The following is a 20928-nucleotide window of genomic DNA, read 5'->3' as shown; positions in this document are numbered from 1 at the left end:
GGTTTACACCTGTATCAGGTTCAGTTGCAGTATAGCCATATAGACTATCGTGCCAGAGGCGATGGATAAAAGCGCGTTGCGGCGCCATAGGTGAATCGCCACCACCAGGACAGCGGGTATCAATGCGTCAAAGCCCGGAAGAGTGTTGCTCCAGGTGGCAGAGCGCTGAAGATACACCGTCGCCAGCAGCGCCATGACCGCTGCCGGGAGATAACGGCCGAGGTGCCGGACCAGAGGGTGTTCCGTATGCCTATGGAAAAACAGGAACGGAATGACACGGGTGGCGAAGGTGGCAGCGGCGGCAACCGCAATGAATCCTGCCAGATACCAGCTATCAGCCATGGCCTGCCCCCTCAGCGTCCGGGGTACGGCGAAGATTAAGGTACTGTACCAGCAATACCACGCTGACAACCACGATGGCCCCGATCAGCTGGTGTGCCTGTGGCAGAACAAGAATGGCGAGTGCGGCGGCGGCAGCACCGGCGATAACCGGGAAGGCATCGCCAAGTGCCTTGTACTGTTCGATGGTCAGGACGATGAAGAGGGCCACGAGCGCAAACTCGATACCGGTGCTGTCGAACGCAACGTTGGCGCCAAGAAGGGCGCCGAGGGCGCAGCCCATGACCCAGTAGCATTGGTTGAAGAGAGTGATGCGGAAATCCACCGCCTGCTCATGATGCCTGTCTGCAGAGCGTGCGCGGCTCGTCAGCAGGGAATAGGTCTCGTCGGTCAGGCCGAAAATCAGGTAGGCCTTGCGCCAGCCCGCCCCGTGAAACTGGCCCAGCAGGGAAAGACCGTAGAACAGATGGCGGGCATTCAGCACGAACATGGCAATGAACACCTCCAGCAGCCCGGCCTGGGCTGCCAGCAGACTGACCGCGAGAATCTGCCCGGCACCGGCATAAATCAGGATGCCCATGACCGGGGCTGCCCACCAGGGATAATCCAGTTGGGTGGTAAACAGCACACCAAAAGCCATGCCCAGAGGCAGGTAGCCGAACAGGATAGGCAGTGTCAGACGGAAAACGGATTGGTTCATATCGTGCCCGATAACTGAAAGCAGGGATGATAGAGAATCCTTTGGGTGTTGAGAAGTCGGGCCTTCTACATCCGCCTCAAACCCATTACCATTGTCGGTTTGAGGCGGAGCACACAATGACCGACGACACAGGCCAGGAGCCCCAGGCGGATCCCCGCGAAGAGAAATTCGTGGTAGACGCGGAACTTCTCCCGGACGACCAGCTAGAGGGGCTTGTCGACGAGTACTGCACCCGCTATCACGGCCTCAACGATACTGAAAACCCCATGGCGGAGCGGGAGCGGGTGAAGTCGGCAGTCCGGCGTGGGGATCTGGTGGTCTGGTTTGACCCGGTTGAAAATACGGCAAGCCTGGGCAATCCGGACGCAAGCGCGTGACCTGGTCCCGGTATTGGTGGATGCATCTACCGCCGGGCACCCTTAACCGGTACAATCCGTGAATTCCAATAAATGCCGCGTGCGAGGTGAGTTTTGATCAGGGTATTGGTTGTAGATGACCATGAACTGGTCAGGTCCGGTATTACCCGGATGCTGGCGGACAACCCGGATATTGATGTCATCGGCGAGGCCGCTTCGGGTGAGGACGCCATTGATTTTGTGCGCAAAGACAGGCCGGACATCGTGTTGATGGATATCCGCATGCCGGGTATTGGCGGGCTGGAAGCCACACGCCGGATTCTGCGCATTGATGATGCGATCCGGGTAATCGTGGTAACCGCCTGCGCCGATGATCCTTATCCCACACGCGTGATGCAGGCCGGTGCATCGGCATACATTACCAAGGGTGCCGATATCAATGAAATGGTGCGGGCCATTCGCATGGCCCATTCGGGGCAGCGCTATATCAGCCCTGAAATCGCCCAGAAAATGGCGCTCAAACAGCTTGGAGGCGGGGATGCGCTGGACGAAAACGGTGAATTGACGCTCTTTGACCGGTTGTCCGAGCGCGAAATGCAGATTGCCCTGATGGTGGTGGACTGCCAGAAAGTGCAGGACATTTCCGACAAGCTGTGCCTCAGTCCCAAAACCGTCAACAGTTACCGCTATCGGATTTTCGAAAAACTGGAAATTTCCAGTGACGTTGAGTTGGCCCTGATGGCGGTCAGGCTCGGGTTACTCGATGCCGACAAGGCCTGACTCCCAAACTGAGGCTCCGGAGGCCGGGAATGGCAGGGAGTTCGATACCAAAAGCTTCCTCAAACAGCTGACCGAAAGGCCCGGCGTCTATCGCATGTATGACGCCAGCGGCAATGTGCTTTACGTGGGCAAAGCCCGCAACCTCAAAAAACGCGTCACCAGTTATTTCCGCAAGACCGGCCTGGCCCCGAAAACCGAGGCACTGGTTTCCAGGATAAATTCCATCGAGGTCACCATTACCAGCAGCGAAACGGAAGCGCTGTTGCTCGAACAGAACCTGATCAAGACCCTGCGGCCTCCCTATAACATTCTGCTGCGGGATGATAAATCCTATCCCTATATTTACCGCTCCTCACACGATGACTATCCATCGCTGACGTTTCGTCGTGGGCGCACCAAAAAAGGTGGCGGTACCTGGTACGGGCCGTTTCCAAGCTCCGGCGCGGTCAAGGAAAGTCTTAATATTCTACAGAAGATATTCCGCGTAAGGTCTTGTAGTGAAAGCTATTTCAGGAACCGGACCCGTCCCTGTCTGCAGTACCAGATCAACCGGTGCACGGCTCCCTGCGTAGGCTTTATTACGCCAGAGGATTACCAGGAAGACATGCGTCACGCCACCATGTTCCTGGAAGGCAAGAACCCCGCCATTCTGCAGGACCTGATGGCAGCGATGGAAACGGCGTCGAAAAATCTGGAATTTGAGAAGGCCGCTGCCTACCGGGACCAGATCAACCACCTTCGCCATGTGCAGGAACAGCAGAGTGTCCACGGCGAAGGAGGCGATGCGGATGTGGTCGCTATTGCCCAGGATGCCGGCGTGGTCTGCATCGTGGTTATTATCGTGCGCGGTGGCCGGGTGCTGGGCACCAAGGATTACTTCCCGCGGTACTCCCTTGAGCAGTCCGAGGGGGAGCTGTTAAGTGCATTCCTGGGACAGTATTATTTCGGTGGCAGCGCTCGGCGGGAAATCCCTCCGGATATCCTGGTGCCGGTGGATGTGGAAGGACAGGAGTTGCTGTCACAGGCGTTGACAGAATCCGCAGGACGGGACACCCGGGTCCGCAAGAATGTGCGGGGCGAGCGCCGGCGGTGGCTGGAAATGGCCATGACCAATGCCCGTCAGACTCTGCTGTCCCACCTGGCCAGCAAAGAGACTGTCTATCGTCGCCTGCTGGCGCTGCGGGATCTGCTCGACCTTCCGGAAACCCCGTCGCGTATGGAGTGTTTCGACATCAGCCACAGCCACGGTGAAAACACAGTCGCATCCTGCGTGGTTTTCGACGAGAATGGGCCGCTGAAAAGCGATTACCGCCTGTATAATATCGAAGGTGTAGCCGCCGGCGATGACTATGGTGCCATGCGTCAGGTGCTGACCCGGCGCTACAGGCGCATGGTGGCGGGTGAGGGTAAACGTCCCGACCTGGTGTTCATTGACGGTGGTAAGGGGCAGTTGAATATTGCCCGGGAAGTGTTTGATGAGCTTGGAATTAAAGATATTCCGCTGATCGGTGTGGCCAAGGGTGTTACACGACGGGCAGGGATGGAACAGTTGATCGATGGCATGACCGGCGACCTGTATCGGGTACCGGCGGATTCCCCGGCATTGCACCTGATTCAGCACATCCGGGACGAGTCACATCGTTTTGCCATTACTGGCCATCGCGCAAGACGTGACAAGAAGCGCCGACAGTCTACCCTTGAAGGTATCGAGGGGGTGGGGCCCAAGCGCCGCCGTGACCTGATTCGTTACTTTGGCGGCATCCAGGAGCTTCGCAAGGCCAGTGTCGACGAAATGTCCAAGGTTCAGGGGATCAGCAGGAATCTGGCGGAAACCATCTACGCAGTACTGCATGACGAATAGGGACAGCATGAATTTACCAAATATCCTCACTCTTTCCCGCATCCTGATGATTCCGGTTTTCGTGATCATCTACTACCTGCCGGCCGAGTGGAGCTATCTCGTCAGTGCTGGCCTGTTTGGCCTGGCCGCGGCTACTGACTGGCTGGACGGATATCTGGCGAGAAAGCTGGACCAGAGCACACCGTTCGGGGCCTTTCTGGACCCGGTTGCGGACAAACTGATGGTGGCGGTTGCCTTGACGGTGCTGATCGAGTCCCATGGCAGTTTCATTCTTACGGTCCCGGCCACAGTGATTATCGGCCGGGAAATCGTGATTTCGGCGCTGCGTGAATGGATGGCGGAAATCGGAAGCCGTGGGAGTGTGGCGGTATCCTACATCGGCAAAATCAAAACCACGGCACAGATGGTGGCGATTATCATGCTGCTGGCGTTTCCGCCAGGTGTTGTGTGGACCTATGTGGGAACGGTATTGCTGTATGTCGCAGCCGTACTGACCCTGTGGTCAATGATTCTCTATCTCAAGGCCGCCTGGCCAGACCTGTTTCCCGAGAAGGAAGCAGGCTGATACGGTTCAGAGCTGTTCGGCTGTCCATTCAATCACCTGCCTGGCCAGTTCATCACTGGCTTTCCCAAAAGCCTCTACCACACTTGCAACATCCTCGCCGTTGGCCGGGCGGGTAACCCCGAAGTGCTTGCTCGCGAGGGTTTCGCGAGAGCGCTCGTTAATCAGTTGCAGGTTCAGTTCAAGATGGACAACCGGGTTGCCATTGCGGTGCTCTCCACCCGGGTATTCGGCCTGGAACCGGGTCAGGTCGCCAGCCAGTGTCAGGTCGCTGCGCGCCGGACTGGTATTCCCCACCACCGTTGCCAGCCGCCCGTCCTGCCGGAACGATTCGAGCAGGTAGTTGCCAACAATGATTGGCGAACGATTGCTCCAGCGGGCTCCCTCGTAGGCACGGATCTCGTGGGCATCCGGTTTGACCAGAATACGGTTGCTGTCGATCGGCGCCACCGCCAGGGGGGTGGTAACACGCAGAGTGCGGTCGACGGATTCAGCCGCCGTCTCCTGCACTGCCGGCGCCGGCAGCTGAAAAATCTGATGAGCCGGCTGGTCCGGAAACACGGTACAGGCAGTCAGTGACAGGGTGGCCGCAGCGGCAATCACTCGTCGCATCAATGGGGCTATCACGGATTAAACTCCCTTATCGGGTCGCGGCCCAGCAGCAGGCCTGCCGGATCGTCTTCAAAGCGGTAGACGACATTGTTGAGGCTTCGCAGGGTGTTGCGCAACTCCCGCATAGCGGGAGCCAGTTCTGCCGCACCCCGCATGCCCTGGTCCAGAGCGCCCTCATTCCTGGCTGTAAGTTGCTCCAGCCTGGTGGTGGTGGCCTCCAGAGAGTCCATGGCGCTCTGGGCGGTGGTAAATAACTGCCGGCCTTCGTTGTCCAGCAGAGAATTGGCGGTAAGGCCGAAGCGTCGGAAGGTTTCCAGTGTAGCCTCGGTCTGACCGCTGAGCTGATCAAAACTGGCTACCAGCCTGCTCAGCTCTTGCCGCTGTTCCAGCAGGCCTGATGATATGGCCTCGATGTTCTCCAGGCTATCGGTGAGGTTGCGGGCATTTTCCGGCGAGATCATGGCATTGGCGTTCGACAATACCTCATCAAGTTTGGCGAAGAGTTTTTCGCTGCTGGCCATGAGTGTATTCAAGGCTGATGGCTCAGCCTGAATTTCAGGGGGGGACTTACGGTCGCCGTCCAGCGTACGGCTTTCGGGTTTTCCGCCCTTGAGTTCAATGCTCATGCTGCCGGTAATATTGGTCAGGGCGAGGCCCGCCCGGGTGTCTTCCTTGATAGGTACATCGCTGTAAACGCGGATAAGAGCCCTTACGTTGCGGGGATCCTCCGGATCGAGCCTGAGTTCGTAGACATCGCCCACCTCGATACCGCTGTATTTGACAGGGCTTCCTTCGGTCAGCCCGCTGACGCCACGATTAAAGATAACCTCGTACCACGAATACTCACGGTCTGCGCTGGTCTTGCCCAGCCAGAGTGCGAATAGCAGGGCGCTGGCCAGAAAGATCAGGGTGAACAGTCCAATCAGGACGTGATGTGCTCTGGGTTCCATCTCAGCATTTCTCCCGGTTCATTCAGTTTCCCCGCTGTTCGCTGTCCTTGTATGTTGGGCAGCCCGCCCACGTGGGCCATGGAAATAATCACGGATCCAGGGGTCGTCGGTGGATTCAACGGTCTCCAGTGTGCCGTCAACAAGTACCCGTTTATTGGACAACACTGCCACCCGGTCGCACGTGCTGTACAGCGTATCCAGGTCGTGGGTGACCAGAAACACGCTGAAGCCCAGCGCGTCCCTCAAGGTAACAATCAAGCGGTCAAACGCGGCCGCACCAATGGGGTCAAGTCCGGCCGTGGGCTCATCAAGAAACAGAACTTCCGGATCCAGCGCCAGTGCCCTCGCCAGTGCAGCGCGCTTCACCATGCCGCCGGAGAGCTGGGCGGGAACCATGGTGTATGCGTTTGCGGAGAGGCCAACCAGCGCCAGCTTCACCCGCGCCAGATGTTCGGCGTCTTCCCGGGACAGCCTGGCGTGTTCGATCAGCGGCAACGCAACATTTTCCTGCAGTGTCAGCGACGAAAAAAGGGCGCCACTCTGGAATAACACACCAAAGCGCCGCTCGACCCGGGACCGTTGATCCGGCGAGAGCGCCTGTAACTCCTGGCCAAAAACCTCAATGGCTCCTGAATCGGGCTGAACAAGCCCCACAATACTGCGTAACAATACAGACTTACCGGTTCCGGACCCGCCAACGACGCCCAGTATCTCGCGACGGTAGAGATCGAGATCCAGATTTTTGTGGACCTCGTTGTTACCAAACCGGTTGCAAAGCTTCCGGACCCTGATAACGATATCCTGTTGCGAGGACTGTTCGCTCACCAACCCATCTCCATGAAGAAAATTGCAGCAATGGAGTCCAACAGGATTACCATGAAGATCGACTGTACCACGGCAGAGGTGGTGTGCTCACCGACGGATTCGGCACTACCGGCTGCCTTGAAGCCCTCCAGGCAGCCGATCACTGCGATAACAAAGGCGAATACCGGAGCTTTTCCGATCCCCACCAGGAAGTGTATCGTGCTCACATCGCTCTCCAGGATGTTGACGATCTGGGGTATGGAAATATCCAGGACAATCACGCACACCAGTGAGCCGCCGACGATGCCACTGACCATGCCGACAAAGGTCAGTATCGGCAGGGAAATAACCATCGCCAGTACGCGGGGTATCACCAGAAGCTCAATCGGGCTGAGCCCGAAGGTACGCAGGGCGTCGATTTCCTCATTGGCTTTCATGGACCCGAGCTGTGCCGTAAAAGCACTTGCAGTGCGGCCGGCCAGGAGAATGGCTGCTAACAGCACGCCAAATTCCCGCAGGAAGGAAAACGCCACCAGGTTGACGGTGTAAATGGTCGCGCCGAAGTCATCAAGAACGGTGGCGCCCAGAAAAGCGACCACGGCGCCCACCAGAAAGGTAAGCAGGGCAACGATAGGCAATGCGTTGAGCCCGGTCTGGTGGATATGGGCGACCAGGGGTGTCACCCGCCACCGCCAGGGGGTGGGCAGAATCGCGGCCATCGTAGCAAGGATCTGCCCGGTAAAGCCCATCAGCAGGCGTTGCTGGCCCCAGTAATCCGCGACCTGTTGGCCAACCCTTGCAAGAAAAGCGGTTATTACAGATTCGTTCTGCGGCAGATCCTCGTCCGGCGCGGCCATGGCATCGGCGACCAACCGTAACAGGTCCCGGCGCTCGGCAGGCAGTTCAGATGCCTCGTCAGTCAGCTCCGCTAACCTTTGGGCCCCCAGGAGATCGGCCAACAGTGAGGCTCCTGCTGTATCGAGCGCTGCAATGGACGTGAGCTCCGGGCAATGGTCGTTCGCTTTCTGCGATGCCAGTGCAGCTGTTACCTCCTGCTTTAATCTGGCGTAGTTCGGCAGTGTCCAGTCGCCAGTGATGACGAGGCGATCAGCGTGATACTCGAGCTGGCCGGGTGAGGGCATCTGAAATTCCTGTGTCTGTGTTCAGGAAATGTCGTTGTGTGTTCCTGATACTAGCGGAAATTCTATCATTGGACTGCCTGTTCTTTGTGTGAAAAACGATCGGAATCTGAAGTAAAACAGAAAGTTGAAAAAAGTGGTTGACGAAAACAGTCGAATCCGTAGAATACGCTCTCGTTGATCAAGCGGGAATAGCTCAGTTGGTAGAGCACAACCTTGCCAAGGTTGGGGTCGCGAGTTCGAATCTCGTTTCCCGCTCCAATCGACACAGTCTCTCAATGCCCACCTGAGAGCATAAAAGTTACGAATCCCCTTCGGACTTTTCCCGGCGCGGTGGCAGAGTGGTTATGCAGCGGACTGCAACTCCGTTAACGCCGGTTCGATTCCGACCCGCGCCTCCATTTTTCACGATTAAAATCAACACATTACCTTTGTCGATTTTAGTTGCATTCCTGACCCAAAAAATACCCAAATTAAACCCAAAATATTATCCGCTTCAATGCATGGCAGAAGAGCGAATCACCGAATGCGCAAAGCATCTTGAACAAGCTTGGTTAGCTGTCGGATGTGACCAGAAAGACAGCCTCTTGTTCCAATGCTTTACCGCTTAGCTTGAGCGCCTCAAAAAGCTCCAGCACCTCCTCTGGCTCCTGATAGGAACCTAATTTCCCCTCGGCGTTGGCGACATATTTAAGAGTATTGCGCCACACTTCAGGATCGCCATAGCGTTGCAGTTTTCGTTTCCAGTCAGGCATTAGCCATAGTTCGATGTTTTCACCTAGCGCTATCCGCAGGCGAGCGTAGTTCTCGAGACCAACGCCATCATAGTCTGGAAAGAAAAGAATCCGTGGGCTTCGCATTTTACCGCATAACCACTCTACCAGCCGTTCGCTGATCTGGCCCTGATAATAGAGTACAGACCCATGCAGGTCCTTGGGCACCCAGCTGGTGTCGTCCAGCAGGCTCTGATTTTCCACCAGCCACAAGGGGCTGTCTGTGGTCAGGGAAGTTTCCACCTGACCGATATCGATGGCGAGGGCGCCGGCGAGATATGTCAGTTGCCATAAATCGAGTGCCTTTTCGTCACACTGCCACGTTATGCCTGGGGTTGTTGCTTTCAGTAGCCTGTAAGAAGCCTCGTGCGAGTTCTTTCGACCTTTTGTGGACCGGGTAAGCCCGAGGTTTTGTGCCCGAATTGGCACCGCCTGGTTGTCTAATTCAGCATCAGGTCTTAACTCCCGCAGGTTCTGCATAAAGACTGGTGGGTTGCTGATCCGGTAGACAGTGCCGTTGCCCTGACGCTTCTTGGTTATGCAAGCGGTCCTGATAATGAACTCATCAAGCACCCGTTTTTGTGAGGGGGTGAACCGTGAACCGAGGCATTCTCCGCCGGAATCCTCAAGTTTGATCAATGCTTCTCTGAGCGATCTGTTCATTGATGGAAGCTCATGCCTTGACAGCCTCAAGCGGCTGCAGAATCTGCCAGTGCTTACGGCTGATATGGTTCATGCCGTTGCTCATCTGCTGGATGGGCACGCAGTAGTGGGCGGTAATCAACGGCGAAGGCGAAGCAAACATTAGTGCGAAACCGAATTCGGAAGCTGTTTTGATCAGGCTTCTCTGGTTGGCGGCATCCAGCGCCAGGGCTTCGTCCAGGTAGCACAACGCCTGGACATTGCGGGTCTTGTCCTGCATCAGGTGCAGCATGGCCAGCCCGGTGACCAGCTTGGCCATCAGCACGGTGCCGTTGGAGGCTGCGCTGTCGATGTCATCAAAGCTTTCGATGGCCTGGTTCTCTTTGCCCAGTTCGAAGGTGAGACGAAACAGATCGGCAACCTTCAGCCCATGGCGAGCGCTACCTTCGTCGATCAGTAACTGGCGGGCTTGGTCCAACTGTCGGTCGTCCAGTACGCTGGTCTGATTGAATAGCTCGAAGGATTCGCCAGATTCCACTTTTTCTGACGTCTGGATCAGCAGGTCGATGGCTTCGACAAGGTGACTCTCGTGAACCGGCTGAATGCGGAATACCTTGAGGTCTGACAGTTTTCTGCGGCTGATCAGTCGGTTGAATTCATGCATGGCATTTTCGAACGACTGCAGGTTGCCGCGAAGATCCCGGAGGCTGGCCGTCACAGTGACCACGGCACTGCGGGCTTTCTTTTCCAGGGCTTCTGCTTCCCGGGCCAGATGGTGGCGAAACTCTACCATCAACCGGATTTCCTCTTCCGGATTGGGTGCATACTGGAACTTGGTCAGGCCACTGCTGTGGAGGGTGATGCGCCGGTGGTGCAGATCCCGGTCCAGGTCCTTCAGTTGATAACAGTCCCGCTGATAGTCCCGCAGCGTTTGCGCCAGTTGGTCGAGCGGTAGCTCCGTGTCGCCAACCCAGGGAGTATGGGGCAGGTCGGAGAGCCAGTTAAACTGGTCGTCTGAGTCGCCACGGTTCTGACGGATGCGATCTATTTCCTGGTGAGCGGTGTCCAGGGCCTGTCTCTTGTTGATCAGTTCCTGAATCTGATCCCTCAGCGTTTGCTGCTGTGCGCTGGCCTGTGTCTGGGCTTGATCAATCTCCGCCAGCTCCTGCCTGGCTACCTCCATTTCTTTTAAGCGATCCGGGCGGGATTTCTGAAGTTGAGTCAGCTCGTCAAACTGTTCCAGATCTTTTTCCAGGCTTTTTACTTCCTGCTCCAGTTCTGCCTTACGCTTCTTCTGGCTCTCCATTTCCCGGCTGGCTGCCTTCTGTTCCTGCAATTGCCGGAGCCGGCCCTGGCAATCCTCAATCAGTTGGGCAATCTCTTCTGCTGATCGCTGTTCATACTGTGGTGCCTGGTTTGCAACAGACAGATTCAGCCCGGGGAGTTCAAACCAGTCTTCGGGCATATCTTGCAGCCATTGTAGAAGCTGCTGAGACTCGAGTTGATAGTCCCCAGGGGACAGGGTAAGCAGTTGCCGGTTGAGCCCCCGGTTGAGAACACTGAGCTGCTCTTCGGAGAGGTGTTGTTTGAGCGTGAGGTAAAGGTTGTCCGACAGCGTTTCCTGTTCCTTGCGGAGTGCCGAGAGCTCCTGTTCCTCGCGCCGGAGCTGATGGTCAGTGGCGACAGCAGACTGTCCATGGGCATTGGTGAGCAGGGCGATCTGACGGTCGCGTTCTTCGGTAGCGCTGGCAAGTTGCTGCTCGAGCTGGCTGCGATCATGGATTAGAGTGAACCGGTTCTCCAGTTCGTCACAGCGCTGCTCATTCTTCTTCAATGCCGCCAGCTGCTGATTGAGTTCACTCTGGCGACGGGTTTGATCCCTGTCCCTCTGAAGCAAGTCCGCCTCCTGCTTTTGCAGGTTCTGATGCTGATGCTCGAGGCTTTCGCTTTGTGTCTGGTAATGGTTTTGCCAGCGTTGCAGGCCATCATCGATCAGCGGTCGTCGGGCAATGATTCGGCCTCTGGTGGCGAGTCGCTCGTCCTGTTGCCGCTCCAGCTCGTCGATCAGGGTTTGCTGGTTATGGGCTGCCCGATATTGTTCCCGGTCCTGGTTTACCTCAGCGAAGGCCTTGTCCCATTCCTGTTTGAAATCCACCACTGAGTCCGGCAGCTGGCGGCTGAAGATCTGCAGCAGATGACGTTTTACTTCGCCGGAACTGAGTTTGTCCAGGCGCAGGGTCCGGGTGAGAACCTGACGGTAAGCGTTGGCATCCTTGCGGTTCTCCAACCGGAACACGGTAAATTCGGAGCTGGTCTGTCCCCGCCTGCGGGCACCGCCGTAGACCATCTCGGCAAAATCAGCGGATGAGTAGAAACTGGCCGTCCGCCCGTGGTGAGCCAACTGCTCCAATAACTGTGGTTGTGTCACCAGCTTGCCATTGTCCAGCCTGTACTCCTCGATATGCAGAGGGCCCTGATAGGCAAAATAATTGTAGTCATGGCTAACTCCCTTGCCCACACACCCTAGCACCACAGAGCCAGATTCAGGCAAAGTGACTTCCAGCAGGATATAACTGCTGTTGGATGGGAAGTAGAAACGTCTCGCCTTGTCTTTGTCGTGGGCGCCAAAATCCAGGTGCCGCTTGTCGATAATCAGCAGGTATTGCAGGGCATTAATCAGGCTGGTCTTGCCAGTATTGTTGGGGGCAATCAGAGAAACTGACTCATCCAGAGGGAGCTCTGCTCGCTCATAGCCGGCGCTGTTGAGAAGTACCAGCTGCTGGAATCCGTAATCGGAACTCATAGGGAATTATCCTCGTCGTCCTGATCGCCTGCCCAGGACACATCTTCATCCTGATCCACCTGGCTGGCCAGTTCTTCGTAATGATCCAGGTAACGACACACAGCAGGCAACAGCTGCCAGGCTCCGCCATCGTAACGGGCAAAGCCGAAGTTTTCTGCGGTTCTCATCAGGCTCACCAGGCCGGACAGATCCAGCTCTTCTGCCTCCAGCAAGTCCTGGTGTTGCTCGAAAACCGTTGTCAGCAGGGTTTGATCGATTCGCCAATGCTCGAATTTCATCAGCGGAATACCGGCATCCGCTTGAGTATCAAAGATGACCATGAACAACAGCGCCAGTTGTCGTGTGGCTTTGTTGGTATTGCTGCTTCCGTCGTCCTGATGGAACCAGGCGAAGCCCCGGCCATCAAGGCGAAGGTCAGAACCCAATGCGCTAAAAATGGCGGTATAGTCGTCTAGGTTGCGCTCAAGTTCTTCCCATAACACCGGCTCCGCAATCCGGTTGAGGTGCCGGCCCCGGTTGAACCAGCGAAAAAGCAGGGCCAGATTCGGCAGGTTGTTGGCGATTTGCTGGAATTGGCTGGTATTACTCACGGATTTTGCTCATCGGTTGTGTCAGACGATAGGGCCAGTAATGCACTGAAACCTGGGAAAGGGCGGATGTTGTAGGCTGCGCTTCCAGCTCCACCTCCCATAGGTCCTCCCGTGCCAGGTCATGATAGAGCCGCAGAAGAACCTGGTCAGGTAGGGAGGGGTAGTGATGCTTCAGCCACTCAAGCAGGTTGCTGACTGGGAGTGCATCGGATAACTGTCGTCGGAGCTGGTCTTCGTCAATCCACTCAGCAATGGTTATGGGCGCTGCATCCACTTCGTCCGGGAACTCCCGTTCACTGGGCTCAAACTTCCTGGCTTCGGCCATGATTGTTTTCACCTCGTCGCCTACAGACACACTCCGGCTCTGATTCACGCGCCACACCGGCAGCCAGGAATGACCTTGGCGTTTGCGAAAGGTGCGGTTGAGTCCTTTTTTGCGAACCTGTCCCAACAGCCGACTGATGGCTGAGGAAAGATTGTTATGCTGGCGTGCTTCTTCTCGGAGGGGTAACAGAATATCAGCACACTGCTGAGCCGTGATTCGCCCCAGTCGGCGTAGTTCCTTGGCCTGATAACCAACGTGCCGGAGACGGTTGAGATGGCTGTAGAGTGCGCCTTTGGTGACCAGGCGATTGTAGCCGAGGTCGAGGGCGTCTTCCGCTGCGGCGAGGTGGTGGTAGAAAATGCCGGAAGGTCCGGAATCCATCATCTCGTTCATCGGTTCAACATACTGATCGTAGGCGTCGAGGACGGACTTGTAGCGTTTTGCTATGGGAGCCCGAGTGTCTGCTGACTTTGCTTGCTCGGCCAGCTCGGCAATCGCATGGCGGTCCTGCTCCAGCTGGCGGGCAATATCTCTGAACAGGGTAGAAAGTCGGTTAATAGCCTGGGTCTGCTGGCCGGTATCTCCGGCTTCGATGCCGGCGGTGAGAGCCTCAGTCGCGCCACGAATTGCTTCGATGCGCGCCTGAATGACTGAAGACAGTCCCAGTTCGTGTTCATGCGTCAGGCCACGCACAAACTCAAGTACATGGGCATTGACCACGAAGCTTTCAGAGCGACTTTGAACCTCCAGCACGCCACTTGCCAAAAGCCTGCGTAGAGCATCCCTGACTTGAACGTCGTCCAGGGCCGGTTGAGCCTGGCGAATGGCAGCAAGAACCTGCTCTTCGGAGAACGCCGGCATCTCCCGGGTGGCCCGCACCAGTGCCTCGACAGTTTCCCATTGCTCAAAAAGTGTTCGAGTGAGGTGTTTTGGGCTAGGCATGGTGCTCAGTCGCCCTTTGAAGCAAGGCGGGCGTCTAAGCCAAAGAAAACGGCCGCGTTCACCAACGCTTCATCCTCACTGATTAGTTGAGCCTGGTGATGTTCTGCGCATGCCAAGTGCAGTGCATCCAACGTCCTCAAGCTTGTCTTCCTTGTGCCAATCCAGTGGCTGGCCCGTTTATAGTGGGCCGTTTCAATGGGGCACAGGCTGAAGCGCCCATGGCTGACGTCATCATGGAATGCACTTTCGATCCGGTTCGCCTGGGGTTCGCTGAGCTCTCCCATCCGAACCCATCGGGCCAGTGCGCTTGCCACCTCGACTTCCGTCAGATGACTGATAAGAACCGGCTGGGTTTGCGACTCAAGCAATGTCTGAACTCGATCGCTAGCGTGCTCTTGTCTGTAGTAGGGGAGAACGGCGCTCGTATCGAAGTACAACATCAATAGCGCTCTTCATCTCTTAGTTCCCGTACCGCTTGCGCAGAGTTTTCCCTGGCAGGTGGCAGAGATGCTCTGAGTTCCGAACGGTCTGGAAACTGGATCTTTTCGGGCAGGGCCGCGGTCAGGCGTGCGGCAGGTTTACCGTGGCGCAGAATTACAACCTCTTCTCCTGCGGCCACAGCGTCCAAAAGATTTGAGAGCTTTTCCCGGGTTTCCCGAACATTGATCGTTTGCATGATTCTCACCCTATGCGTGTACACAAATAGTGTACTCCCAGTAGAAGTTCCATAGCAATCAGGACCGTCGAAGAATTTTCGATTTTACCTCGCTCACTCAGATACTTTCTGCTCCCGCTCAAATCTGATCGTTGTCCTCGCCCGCTTCGGCGGCTTGATCAACCGATAATGATTACGCATAGCTTCCGTTTCATGACCGTCTTTGTCATCTTCTCCCTGGCTCAGGAATTCTTCAGTCAGTCCCTTCTTGCAAGATCGCTGAGGTGATACATGCCGCCATAGCCGGCTTTCTTGCAGGCATCTCTCCATGCGGCATGCATCGTCCTGTGTTTAACTTGCTACCGATTCTGGTCTTGTGACGAGCAAAGCGGATAATCTCCACGATCAACGGGTTTGTCGTAAAGCTCGCCCCGGCTTTCCTTCAGATTAAACACGTCGATCGGCTGTTGACTCATCATATAGATGAGATCACAAATCTTTGCGCGCCAGGTTCCGTCCATGTCGCGTTTGTTGTGGCGGTGAACGCATAAATGCTCCGTGATCTTCCGGTAGGCTTCATCGGGGATCAGCACTTTGCGCTTTTCTTCGGCTGCCTTACGGATATCAATCATCGGATTTCTGTCAATAAGACCTTCCTGAACGGCATGGAGGAAGACACGGTTCAACGTGTTCTTGAGGCTATTGTAACGTGTCGGCATCGGCAACCATGGGGAGAGCAGTTTACGAATCTTGCGAAGAATTTGAGGGTCGGAAAGAGGAAATCTTGCGTCGTCACTCTGTTCCAGCTGCCGGGCGTCGCTTGCGTAATCAACTCTGGTTGGCATAGCGACAGGCGCTCCTTTGTTTGGTCCTCGTCGGGATAGGGCTCGGCACTCCGACCAAACTATGGGCTTGCCTTTTACTTGATGGCCAAGGACCTCCGTTCTCCATTTCTTCAGGTAGTCCTGGAGAAGGATGTGATCCCCTTTACTTGCCGGTGTCGAAAAACTATTCAATTTTTCAGCGAGGGAGTTGGTCTGCCACTCATGGACTTCTGCTTCCCACGATTGGCTAAGTACCGACCACCGCCTAATTGCGACGTTTCGATCCTTCGTTCTCAAACTGCCACGTTTTTTGGTTGTGGAATGGACCGCAAAGTAGACGCCATCCTCGCTCAGATAGAGACCGGGGTACCTGTGCAGCGTGGATTTTCTTTCAGAGCGATATCTCGGGGCCATGTCAGACCCGCGCCTCCATTATTTATTTCCCCAATATTCCTCACATTGAAAGCTTCAGCCGAGGAGCAATTCCCTATCCAACCAGCTTCGGATCTCTAGCGCCGGGATAGCCGGATGTGTTTCAATGATTTCTAGATAGTCAGGCCAGCCAACAAGGCTGTCTTTTGTACCTCTGGGCCTGGTCAAAAACAATGAGTACAAACGAAGAAAAGCCCAAACGCCGGCGCTCTGCCCTTCGTGGCCGGCAACTGCAGTCGACTGTACTGTCGGAGCTGCGGGACCTGATCGGTGACGAACGTAGTGATTCGTCATTGCGCCAGCGCGATCGTCTGATCGAGCACCTGCATGCAGTGCAGGACGCTTACGGTTACCTCTCCATGCCCCTCCTTCGCGCCCTGGCCGCCTTCATGAATCTGCCAATGGCCGCCATTTATGAAACGGCTACCTTTTACGCCCATTTCGACGTTATTCACGACGAGCAAACGCCACCGCCGGAGATAACTCTGCGGGTGTGTGACTCGCTCTCCTGTCAGTTGGCCGGAGCAGAAGCGTTGCATCAGGCGCTATCGGATGGGGCTGATCCCAAAACGGTGAGGGTACTGCGCGCCCCCTGCATGGGTCGCTGCGAAACGGCGCCCGTGGTGGCCGTTGGACATCATCATGTGCTGAATGCCAACGCCCGGAGTGTTGAGGCCGCGGTAGAGCAGGGGCAGGTTCAGCCAGAGGAAATTTCCTGGCAACGTCTGGCGGACTATCGGTCGGCCGGCGGTTATCAGTTGCTGATGGATTGCCGTGAAGGCCGGGTGAGCATCGAATCACTGGCGAAGGAACTCGAGCATGCAGGCCTTCGCGGCCTCGGCGGCGCCGGATTTCCCACCTACCGTAAATGGCAGGCGGTGCGGGCTGAGCCGGGGCCACGCTATGCGGTGATCAACGCCGACGAAGGTGAACCGGGCACGTTCAAGGATCGCTATTACCTGGAACGAGAACCCCACGTATTCCTCGAGGGCGCGCTGGTTAGCGCCTGGGCGGTTGAGGCGAAGGCCCTATACATTTATCTGCGGGACGAGTACCCCGGGCTGCACAGAGTGCTGACCGAAGCCATTGCCGAGCTGGAGTCGGCCGAAATCGTCGAGCCCGGTTTTATCATCCTGCGCCGTGGCGCCGGGGCCTATATCTGCGGCGAGGAATCCGCCCTTATCGAGTCACTTGAGGGCAAGCCCGGCAAGCCACGCCATCGCCCGCCGTTCGTTGCCCAGAAAGGGCTCTTTGGCCAGCCCACCCTGGTCAATAACGTCGAGACGGCTTACTGGATCCCGCGCATCCACGCCATGGGCGCTGACTGGTTCGCCAGCCAGGGGCGGCATGGGCGCCGCGGCCTTCGCAGCTTTTCGGTCTCCGGGCGGGTCGCGACGCCCGGGGTTCATCTCGCTCCCGCCGGCATTACTCTTAATGAACTGATCGAAGAATACTGCGGCGGCATGGCAGAAGGGCACCAACTCCTAGCCTATCTGCCTGGCGGGGCTTCCGGTGGCATACTGCCAGCCAGCAAAGCCGACATTCCCCTGGACTTCGACACCCTGCAGGAGCACGGCTGCTTTATCGGCTCCGCAGCCGTAATCGTGCTGTCGGATCAGGACGATCTGGCCGACGCGGCTGCCAACCTTCTGGGCTTTTTCGCGGATGAGTCCTGCGGGCAGTGTACTCCCTGTCGTGTGGGCACCGAGAAAATGCTCACGTTGCTGGAACGGGATACGTGGGATGAGGAGACGCTCCAGCAGCTGGCCAGAGTGATGGTGGATGCTTCCATCTGCGGTCTGGGCCAGGCTGCACCGAACCCGGTACTGAGCCTGCTGCGAGACTTCCGCAGCGAACTCGCCAGCAGCAACCTGATCGCCAAAGGTTAGGGGGAGGCAGCCATGAACGATGCGACCACAAGCTTTACCCTGACACTGGACGACGTTGAAGTTCAGGCCTACCCCGGCGAAACCCTGTGGCAGGTCGCCAAGCGCGCCGGCGAGACTATCCCGCATCTTTGCTTCAAAGACGTCCCGGGATACCGCGCGGATGGCAATTGCCGCGCCTGCATGGTGGAAGTGGAGGGCGAGCGGGTGCTTGCCGCCAGCTGTATTCGCGAGGCAGCGCCCGGCATGGTGGTGCGAAGCGCAGCCTCCGCCCGTGCCCAGGATGCCCGCAGAGCGGTGCTGGAATTGCTGCTGGCCGATCAGCCCGAGCAATCGCAAAGCCCGGACCGATCCAGCCACCTGTGGCATACGGCGGATCAACTGGCCATCGATGCCGATGCAGTGCGCCAGCGCCTCCCGGCCCGCTCAGAGCGCGACGAGCCCACGGTTCACCACGTTGCCCCAAGATCGGATTCGCTGACCCACGCCCGAGGCCACGACGCCACTCATTCAGCCATGAATGTTAATCTGGATGCCTGCATCACCTGTGGCTTATGCGAGCGTGCCTGCCGCGAAGTGCAGGGCAACGACGTTATAGGCCTGGCGCACCGTGGTGCTGCGTCCAAGGTGGTGTTTGATTTCGATGACCCCATGGGAGACAGCACCTGCGTTGCCTGCGGCGAATGTGTGCAGGCCTGCCCTACCGGGGCGCTGATGCCTGCGACCCTGATCGATGCTCAGGGCTGCGGAGACTCCGCCACGGCCGATCGCACCGTCGACTCCGTTTGCCCCTATTGCGGGGTGGGCTGTCAGCTGACCTATCACGTTAAAGACGAGCCGACTCAGACAGGCGAGCACCAGGGGCGCATCCTTTTTGTTGAAGGCAGGGATGGCCCATCCAACCAGGGCCGGCTCTGTGTGAAGGGCCGTTTCGGCTTCGATTACCCCTCGCACCCGGCACGGCTCACCCGGCCGCTGATCCGCCGTGAGGGCGTACCCAAGGGGCTTGACCCTGACTTTGATCCGGCTAATCCGTTAACCCACTTTCGAGAGGCAAGCTGGGAAGAGGCACTGGATCTTGCGGCAAACGGGTTAACCCAACTGAAAACACAACACGGACCGGATGCGCTTGCCGGCTTCGGTAGCGCCAAGTGCTCCAATGAAGAAGCCTGGCTGTTCCAGAAGCTGGTGCGCACCGGTTTCGGCTCCAACCACGTTGACCACTGCACACGGCTTTGCCACGCCAGCTCTGTGGCGGCGCTGATGGAATGCCTGGGCTCTGGCGCAGTCACCGCCTCCTTCATGCAGGCACTCGAGGCCGACGTGGTGATCCTTACCGGCTGCAACCCGGCGGTGAACCACCCGGTGGCCGCGACCTACTTCAAGCAGGCAGCACGAAACGGCACCAGACTGATCATCATCGATCCCCGGGGCCAGGCGCTGGATGCCTATGCATGGCGCAGCCTGCGTTTCTCGCCGGGTGGCGACGTGTCACTGTTTAACGCCATGCTCAATGTGATTATCAGCGAAGGACTCTTTGACCAGGCCTACATTGATGCCCACACCGAGGGCTTCGAGGCACTGGCCGCCAGTGTCGCGGATATGACCCCAGAGGTAATGAGCCCGCTCTGCGGCGTTGAGCCAGAGGTCATTCGCGAAGTGGCCCGCGCTTACGCGGAGGCCGAGAGAGCGATGATCTTCTGGGGCATGGGCATCTCCCAGCACGTGCACGGCACCGACAACGCCCGCTGCCTGATCTCCATGGCACTGACCTGTGGCCACACCGGCCGGCCCGGCACCGGCCTGCATCCTTTGCGCGGGCAGAACAACGTGCAGGGCGCATCCGACGCTGGCCTGATCCCGATGGTGCTGCCCGACTACCAACCGGTCGGGGATGCCCAGCTGCGCGCCGCTTTCGAAGAACTCTGGAACACCGAACTGGACCCGGAACCCGGGCTCACCGTGGTAGAGATTATGGATGCCATCACGGCGGGGACGATCAAGGGCATGTACATCCTCGGCGAGAACCCCGCGATGTCCGATCCCGATCTGACCCACGCCCGGGCCGCGCTCGGTGCCCTGGAACACCTGGTGGTGCAGGACCTATTCGTCACCGAGACCGCCCAGTTTGCCGACGTGATCCTGCCTGCGACAGCCTGGTCGGAAAAATCAGGCACCGTCACCAACACCAACCGGCAGGTGCAAATGGGCCGTGCCGCGCTGTCGCCACCCGGGGAGGCAAAGCCCGACTGGTGGATTATCCAGGAAATTGCCCGGCGTTTCGGACTGGGTTGGGACTACCACGGCCCTGAGCAAGTGTTCGCTGAGATGAAGCAGGGCATGCACTCACTGGATCATATTTCGTGGGCCCGCCTGGAACGCGAAGGTTCCGTGACTTATCCATGCCCCGCCGACGATGCCCCTGGGCAGGACGTTGTCTTCTCGGATGCCTTCCCACGCGCCGGGGGCCGGGCCAGGTTCTCTCCAACCCGGCCGCTGCCGCCGGACGAGCCAGTGGATGAGGCCTATCCCATCGTGTTACTCACCGGTCGATTACTTGAGCACTGGCACACCGGCGCCATGACCCGTCGCAGCCGGGTACTGGACGAGCGGGAGCCGGAAGCGGCCGCGTTTCTGGCGCCCGCAGAGCTGGCCCGCCTGGGCGTGGCAATGGGTGATGAAATCCAGATTGCCACCCGGCGCGGCAGCATCACCCTGACGGCGCGGGTGGATCAGACAATGGCCGAAGGCATGGTGTTCGTGCCCTTCGCCTTCGTGGAGGCGGCCGCCAACCTGCTCACCAACCCGGCGCTCGACCCGGACGGGAAGATTCCGGAATTCAAGTACGCAGCATGTAGATTGAGCCCGGCATTATAGGCTGCTTGGTGTAGATAGCACCCAAAAGTCTGTTGGCCGCGTCCTGTCCGCCTGGTAGCCTGGTCCAGATATACTT

19 protein-coding genes and 2 tRNA genes are annotated in these 20928 nt (G+C 57.6%); 8 read left to right on the top strand and 13 right to left on the bottom strand.

The annotated features are described in order from the left end of the window. Window positions 1-3 precede the first annotated feature (3 nt). Together DIT72_RS12265 and DIT72_RS12260 are read right to left on the bottom strand one after the other, a co-directional pair. The gene (locus DIT72_RS12265) at window positions 4-342 is read right to left on the bottom strand and encodes a branched-chain amino acid transporter permease (RefSeq protein WP_135955540.1); all 339 of its coding nucleotides are present in this window, start codon (window positions 340-342) and stop codon (window positions 4-6) included. Beyond that, the gene (locus DIT72_RS12260) at window positions 335-1039 is read right to left on the bottom strand and encodes an AzlC family ABC transporter permease (protein ID WP_135955539.1); all 705 of its coding nucleotides are present in this window, start codon (window positions 1037-1039) and stop codon (window positions 335-337) included. Before DIT72_RS12260 ends, DIT72_RS12265 begins: the two co-directional genes overlap by 8 nt. Before the next feature lie 116 nt (window positions 1040-1155). On the opposite strand from DIT72_RS12260, the gene DIT72_RS12255 reads away from it, so the two are divergent. The 4 genes from DIT72_RS12255 to pgsA all read left to right on the top strand — a co-directional run bounded on the left by DIT72_RS12255 (window position 1156) and on the right by pgsA (window position 4601). Next, window positions 1156-1416 carry a YheU family protein gene (locus DIT72_RS12255; protein ID WP_135955538.1) on the top strand — a complete coding sequence of 87 codons (261 nt, stop codon included), beginning with the start codon at window positions 1156-1158 and terminating at the stop codon, window positions 1414-1416. A gap of 93 nt (window positions 1417-1509) precedes the next feature. Further along, window positions 1510-2175 (top strand): UvrY/SirA/GacA family response regulator transcription factor, encoded by a 666-nt coding sequence (uvrY, locus tag DIT72_RS12250; RefSeq protein WP_135955537.1) that lies wholly within the window; start codon window positions 1510-1512, stop codon window positions 2173-2175. Beyond that, a complete protein-coding gene (gene uvrC / locus DIT72_RS12245; protein WP_135955536.1) occupies window positions 2159-4036 on the top strand; it encodes an excinuclease ABC subunit UvrC in 1878 nt (625 codons plus the stop codon). Before uvrY ends, uvrC begins: the two co-directional genes overlap by 17 nt. A 7-nt stretch (window positions 4037-4043) precedes the next feature. Further along, window positions 4044-4601 carry a CDP-diacylglycerol--glycerol-3-phosphate 3-phosphatidyltransferase gene (gene pgsA / locus DIT72_RS12240; RefSeq protein WP_135955535.1) on the top strand — a complete coding sequence of 186 codons (558 nt, stop codon included), beginning with the start codon at window positions 4044-4046 and terminating at the stop codon, window positions 4599-4601. Between the two features lie 6 nt (window positions 4602-4607). On the opposite strand, the gene DIT72_RS12235 is transcribed toward pgsA, so the two are convergent. From DIT72_RS12235 to DIT72_RS12220, 4 genes are read right to left on the bottom strand one after another with little or no spacing between them, the layout of a single operon-like run. Beyond that, the gene (locus DIT72_RS12235) at window positions 4608-5225 is read right to left on the bottom strand and encodes an ABC-type transport auxiliary lipoprotein family protein (protein WP_135955534.1); all 618 of its coding nucleotides are present in this window, start codon (window positions 5223-5225) and stop codon (window positions 4608-4610) included. After that, window positions 5222-6160 carry an MlaD family protein gene (locus DIT72_RS12230; RefSeq protein WP_135955533.1) on the bottom strand — a complete coding sequence of 313 codons (939 nt, stop codon included), beginning with the start codon at window positions 6158-6160 and terminating at the stop codon, window positions 5222-5224. Before DIT72_RS12230 ends, DIT72_RS12235 begins: the two co-directional genes overlap by 4 nt. A gap of 18 nt (window positions 6161-6178) precedes the next feature. Continuing rightward, window positions 6179-6985, bottom strand: a complete 807-nt coding sequence (locus DIT72_RS12225; protein ID WP_135955532.1) for an ABC transporter ATP-binding protein — start codon at window positions 6983-6985, stop codon at window positions 6179-6181. After that, on the bottom strand, window positions 6982-8106 hold the full coding sequence (locus DIT72_RS12220; protein WP_135955531.1) for an MlaE family ABC transporter permease: 1125 nt from the start codon (window positions 8104-8106) through the stop codon (window positions 6982-6984). The genes DIT72_RS12225 and DIT72_RS12220 overlap by 4 nt, the downstream gene beginning before the upstream one ends. 182 nt (window positions 8107-8288) lie before the next feature. On the opposite strand from DIT72_RS12220, the gene DIT72_RS12215 reads away from it, so the two are divergent. Together DIT72_RS12215 and DIT72_RS12210 are read left to right on the top strand one after the other, a co-directional pair. Further along, window positions 8289-8364, top strand: a tRNA-Gly gene (locus tag DIT72_RS12215). A 66-nt stretch (window positions 8365-8430) separates the two neighbouring features. Then, window positions 8431-8504, top strand: a tRNA-Cys gene (locus DIT72_RS12210). 153 nt (window positions 8505-8657) lie between these two features. Here DIT72_RS12210 and DIT72_RS12205 read toward each other — a convergent pair. The 7 genes from DIT72_RS12205 to DIT72_RS12170 all read right to left on the bottom strand — a co-directional run bounded on the left by DIT72_RS12205 (window position 8658) and on the right by DIT72_RS12170 (window position 15678). Further along, window positions 8658-9539, bottom strand: a complete 882-nt coding sequence (locus DIT72_RS12205; protein ID WP_135955530.1) for a DUF7281 domain-containing protein — start codon at window positions 9537-9539, stop codon at window positions 8658-8660. A 10-nt stretch (window positions 9540-9549) separates the two neighbouring features. Next, window positions 9550-12321 carry an AAA family ATPase gene (locus tag DIT72_RS12200; protein WP_135955529.1) on the bottom strand — a complete coding sequence of 924 codons (2772 nt, stop codon included), beginning with the start codon at window positions 12319-12321 and terminating at the stop codon, window positions 9550-9552. Continuing rightward, the gene (locus DIT72_RS12195) at window positions 12318-12911 is read right to left on the bottom strand and encodes a condensin complex protein MksE (protein ID WP_135955528.1); all 594 of its coding nucleotides are present in this window, start codon (window positions 12909-12911) and stop codon (window positions 12318-12320) included. The genes DIT72_RS12200 and DIT72_RS12195 overlap by 4 nt, the downstream gene beginning before the upstream one ends. Next, window positions 12904-14178, bottom strand: a complete 1275-nt coding sequence (locus tag DIT72_RS12190; protein WP_135955527.1) for a hypothetical protein — start codon at window positions 14176-14178, stop codon at window positions 12904-12906. The genes DIT72_RS12195 and DIT72_RS12190 overlap by 8 nt, the downstream gene beginning before the upstream one ends. A gap of 5 nt (window positions 14179-14183) precedes the next feature. Beyond that, window positions 14184-14618, bottom strand: coding sequence for a type II toxin-antitoxin system VapC family toxin (locus DIT72_RS12185; RefSeq protein ID WP_135955526.1), 435 nt, complete (start codon window positions 14616-14618; stop codon window positions 14184-14186). Continuing rightward, a complete protein-coding gene (locus DIT72_RS12180) occupies window positions 14618-14854 on the bottom strand; it encodes a type II toxin-antitoxin system Phd/YefM family antitoxin (RefSeq protein ID WP_135955525.1) in 237 nt (78 codons plus the stop codon). The genes DIT72_RS12185 and DIT72_RS12180 overlap by 1 nt, the downstream gene beginning before the upstream one ends. A 338-nt stretch (window positions 14855-15192) precedes the next feature. Beyond that, window positions 15193-15678 carry a hypothetical protein gene (locus tag DIT72_RS12170; protein WP_135955523.1) on the bottom strand — a complete coding sequence of 162 codons (486 nt, stop codon included), beginning with the start codon at window positions 15676-15678 and terminating at the stop codon, window positions 15193-15195. 584 nt (window positions 15679-16262) lie between these two features. Here DIT72_RS12170 and DIT72_RS12165 point away from each other — a divergent pair. After that, window positions 16263-17978: an NADH-ubiquinone oxidoreductase-F iron-sulfur binding region domain-containing protein gene (locus tag DIT72_RS12165; protein ID WP_135955522.1), complete on the top strand. Its 1716-nt coding sequence runs from the start codon at window positions 16263-16265 to the stop codon at window positions 17976-17978. Window positions 17979-17990: 12 nt separating this feature from the next. Further along, on the top strand, window positions 17991-20852 hold the full coding sequence (gene fdhF, locus DIT72_RS12160) for a formate dehydrogenase subunit alpha (protein ID WP_135955521.1): 2862 nt from the start codon (window positions 17991-17993) through the stop codon (window positions 20850-20852). Window positions 20853-20928 lie beyond the last annotated feature (76 nt).

This window comes from Marinobacter orientalis, assembly GCF_004792665.1.
GTDB lineage: Bacteria > Pseudomonadota > Gammaproteobacteria > Pseudomonadales > Oleiphilaceae > Marinobacter > Marinobacter orientalis.
This window is presented reverse-complemented; position numbering and strand designations above follow the sequence as displayed.